Origin of the sequence: Massilia mucilaginosa (assembly GCF_011682145.1) — a bacterium.
Taxonomy (GTDB): Bacteria; Pseudomonadota; Gammaproteobacteria; order Burkholderiales; family Burkholderiaceae_D; genus Telluria_A; species Telluria_A mucilaginosa.
The window spans coordinates 1-3,515 of record NZ_WHJH01000114.1; the positions used below are offsets into that span (position 1 = coordinate 1).

The 3,515-nt window shown below is 67.0% G+C and carries 3 protein-coding genes; all 3 read right to left on the bottom strand.

The window, feature by feature from the left end:
- Positions 1-409: 409 nt before the first annotated feature.
- Complete coding sequence (locus F2P45_RS33780; protein WP_166882587.1) at positions 410-676, bottom strand: hypothetical protein; 267 nt, start codon at positions 674-676, stop codon at positions 410-412.
- A 45-nt stretch (positions 677-721) separates the two neighbouring features.
- Positions 722-1,813, bottom strand: coding sequence for a site-specific tyrosine recombinase XerC (xerC, locus tag F2P45_RS33785; RefSeq protein WP_166882588.1), 1,092 nt, complete (start codon positions 1,811-1,813; stop codon positions 722-724).
- Between the two features lie 11 nt (positions 1,814-1,824).
- Positions 1,825-3,515 (bottom strand): MTBMA_p00010-related P-loop-containing protein (locus F2P45_RS33790; protein WP_502572742.1); only part of this gene is annotated, 1,691 nt, incomplete at its 5' end.

Consider the following 3,515-nt stretch of genomic DNA (forward strand, 5'->3'; position numbering starts at 1 on the left):
GCGCAGGGGCGCCAGACATAACGCCTATTCTGTCAACCCGAAGGGCGCGCAGCGATCGCCCCACCAAGCGAAGCGCAGCGTAGCGACTGGGGCGATTTGCGACAGAATGCCGCGTTATGTTAAAGCGCGACGAAGGAGCGATTTACCCCGTAGCGGCTGTGGCGTAGCAGGGGTTTCGACTTGCGCAGCAAGGCGCCTGCGAAGCGACATGCGCGCCGCGCATGGCTCCCCTTTGCGTTCGACCTGATGGCCGGCACAGCGCGGCGGCAAGCGGTGCGGGGCACCGCGCGCCCTGTAGCCCACGAACGAACCAAGCGTGGCTCTTGCCTCCGCTCTGCGGCTGGCAGTACCGCGCAGCGGCTGACCAAGGTGTTCAAGCATGCCAAGCCCAGCAGTACCCACGCCAACGTTACCGCGTAACGCCGCCTGCACCGAAGTAGGCATCCCATTCTGGCGTGTCCATTTTGATGCCGGCCAGTATCCTGTCATCCTCGGCAAGCACGAGCCGCTCCAGCATCTCCCGCTGCGTTACGCCGTAACGATGGGCGAGACGCACCAGCGCAAGATGCGCGGCCGTGCTCACCCAGGTATTCAACCTGCGCTCGCCGTTGCCATCGGCCGCCGTCGGCCTGCGTGCCCGGTACTCGGCCTGTCTCTGCGCTGCTGTTTTCGGCATGGCATTCTCCTTGAACCTGCATCGTTACCGCGTAACGTCCAGCCGCTACGCACCATCTTCCTCGTCCGCCTCGGCGTCCAGCGCATCGCGCAGCACGGCGGCCTCGTCACCGCCACCCCCGGGCTGCACATCCTGCGCCGCCGGCAGCGCACCCCGGCTGCGCAAGCCCGCGCCCGGATGGGTCGCCGCATGAATCGCCTGCAGCTGCCTGATCGCCACCTGCGTATAAATCTGCGTCGTCGACAGCTCGGCGTGGCCCAGCATCGCCTGTATAAACCGGATATCGGCCCCGCCTTCGAGCATCAGGGTCGCCATCGTGTGCCGGAACAGGTGACAGCCGCCGCGCTTGCCCACCTGCGCCTTGTCCACGTACTGCGCCACCGTCGTCGACAGCCAGGTCGGGTTGAGCGCTTCTCCGTACAGGCTCAGGAACAGGGTCGGCTCCTGCGCGTTCCACGCCAGCGCCGGTCGCGCCAGGTCCAGGTACTGCCGCACCCAGTGCAGCGCCCGCGCCCCGACCGGGATCAGGCGGTCCTTGTTGCCCTTGCCGAGCCGGATCAGCACCACCTCGCGCTCGAAGTCGATGTCGGCCTGCTCCAGCCTGGCCAGCTCCATGCGCCGCATGCCGGTCGAGTACAGCACCTCCATCATGGCGCGGTCGCGCAGCCCGAGCGGGCTGGCCGTGTCGGCCCCGGCCAGCACCTGCTCGGCTTCCCCGGCCGACAGCACGAAGGCCGGCAGTCTGCGGATGCGCCGCGGCAGTTCCAGTTCCGACGCCGGGTTCGCATCGAGTTCGCCGCTCCTGGTCAGCCATTTGAAGAAGCTGCGCAAGGGCACCAGCTTGGCGCGCTGGCTCGCCACCGATAGCGGCGCCCCATCCTTCTTGCGGTAGTGGTGCAGCCAGCGCTGGTAGCGCTCCAGCACCGGGTGCGTCACATGCCGGGGATGCGTCACGCTCCTGGCGTCGGCCCAGGCGATGAAGTCGCGCAGATAGCGCTCCGCGTTGTAGCGCCCCTGTTCTGTGTAGCCGCGCACCGCAAGGTGCTCCAGATAGCGCCGCATGGCCGCGTACAGCCCGCGCGCATCGTTCGGGTTGCCGACTGCCGTATTGAAACGCCTGCTGCCGTCCTTGCGCATCGCCGCCTCCGCTACGCGGTAACGGGTACGACCGGAGCGGACGGCGCATGGCCGTTCGCCTGGACGTGCATTCCCGGACCTTCACCGGCCGGATCGCCAACAACGCCTTGCGCCATATAGCCTTCTTCGTTCCGACCGGACCCCGACCGCCCCCCGACCGGGGGCCGACCAGGGGCCGACCGCTCCCTCTTTACCCCCGACCGCTCGCCGTCGTAGTCCAGCCGCGCCACGTCGATCAGGCCGCACAGGTGCCGTCCATCGTCGCCGCCGTCGTACACCAGTTCGTATTCAAAGGTGGCGCCGCGCCGGTGCACCATCACATACTCCAGTTCGGCCAGGCGCGCCAGGTGCAGCTTGAGCTGGGTGTCGCCCCAGCTGGTTTCGTCGCGCACCTCGCGCCGCGTAAAGCGGAACTCGCCCGGCGCCACTCCCAAGTTTGCGCTGCGGGCCGCGACCCAGTCCCGCAGCAGCACGAGAAGGCGCCGCGTCTGCGGCGGCAGCTCGTCCAGCGTGCGGCCCAGCACCTCGTGCGCGATGCGGTTGGCCAGCGCGATGTCCTCCCGGGTCGCCTCGATGTAGGCCAGCGTCTGGCCATTGTGCTGAACGGTTTTTACTTCCCGCTGATGCTGGTGCAGCAGGGTGATGGCCCGGATCAGGGTCAGGTACTTCATGTGGTCGCGCCTCATGCGCGTCTTGTCGTCCAGGAAGGTCAACTGGTCGGCGTAGGGATTGACCACGCACACCGGCGCAATCAGCCGCTGCGCGTTCTTGTGCAGCGCCGTGATCGCCTGTTTGTCGTTCTGGGCCAGCATGCCGGCCAGGGTCTGGCGGCTGCGCTGGCGCGCATGGATGGCGCGCGTCTGCTCGCGGCTCTCGTTCACCGTCAGCACCAGGCAGCGGTTCATCAGCTCCTCGTCGACGTCGATGGCGGTCGTCGTCAGCATCAGCATCACCGGCCCTTTTACGCGGTACTGCTTGGTCACCAGGTTGCCCGTCACCTCGTCCTTGCCGGTCGAGGCCATCGTCAATTCCCCGTCCGACTGCAGCAGCTTTAAGGCATACGCCGCCTGGCGCACGCCTTCCTCCTCGGCGATCGCCAGGATCTTGTGCTGCATGTCGTTTTCACCCAGGTAGAACAGGCTCTGGCCCGTCATGGCGCTGTACTGGATCCGCTCCTCGTCCGGCACCATCGCCAGCACCGCCTCCATCAAGCTCGACTTGCCGGCCGCGCTGGACGACTGGATCAGGATCGCCAGCGGCGCATCGAGCTTGCGCGAGATGGCCGCCAGGTAGCCGGCCAGTAAATTGTTCGCCTCGCCCACCACGCCGCAGCGCTCCATATCAAGCACGATGCGAGATACCAGATCGGGCGACTTGAGCAGCGCGAGCGCCGCCGCCTCCTCGTCGGCCGACAGCGGCGGCGCCTTGTTCTTGGGCTGGATGGATGCGCGAATCGCCTCGTCCTGCAGGGTTTCCAGTTGGAGCAGCACATGCCCCATGTCGCGCTTGACGACATCATCAAGCAGGCCAAGCTCGATGGCGGCCTGCTTGATGTACGCGCTCCTCGCGCGCGCTGCGTACAGGTCCAGGGTGTCGACGTGGTAGCTTTCAGGAGCGCCGTCGGCCGCGCTTCTGCGCACCTGCAGGTTGACCCGCATCTGCTCCGGCGACAGGTTCTTTTTCCAGCCGCGCACGCGCCAGT

What these genes read in the sequence shown, in the direction of transcription:
- F2P45_RS33780 (WP_166882587.1), bottom strand. Translation starts at nt 676, where the DNA reads ATGCCGAAAACAGCAGCGCAGAGACAGGCCGAGTACCGGGCACGCAGG.
- xerC (WP_166882588.1), bottom strand. Translation starts at nt 1,813, where the DNA reads ATGCGCAAGGACGGCAGCAGGCGTTTCAATACGGCAGTCGGCAACCCG.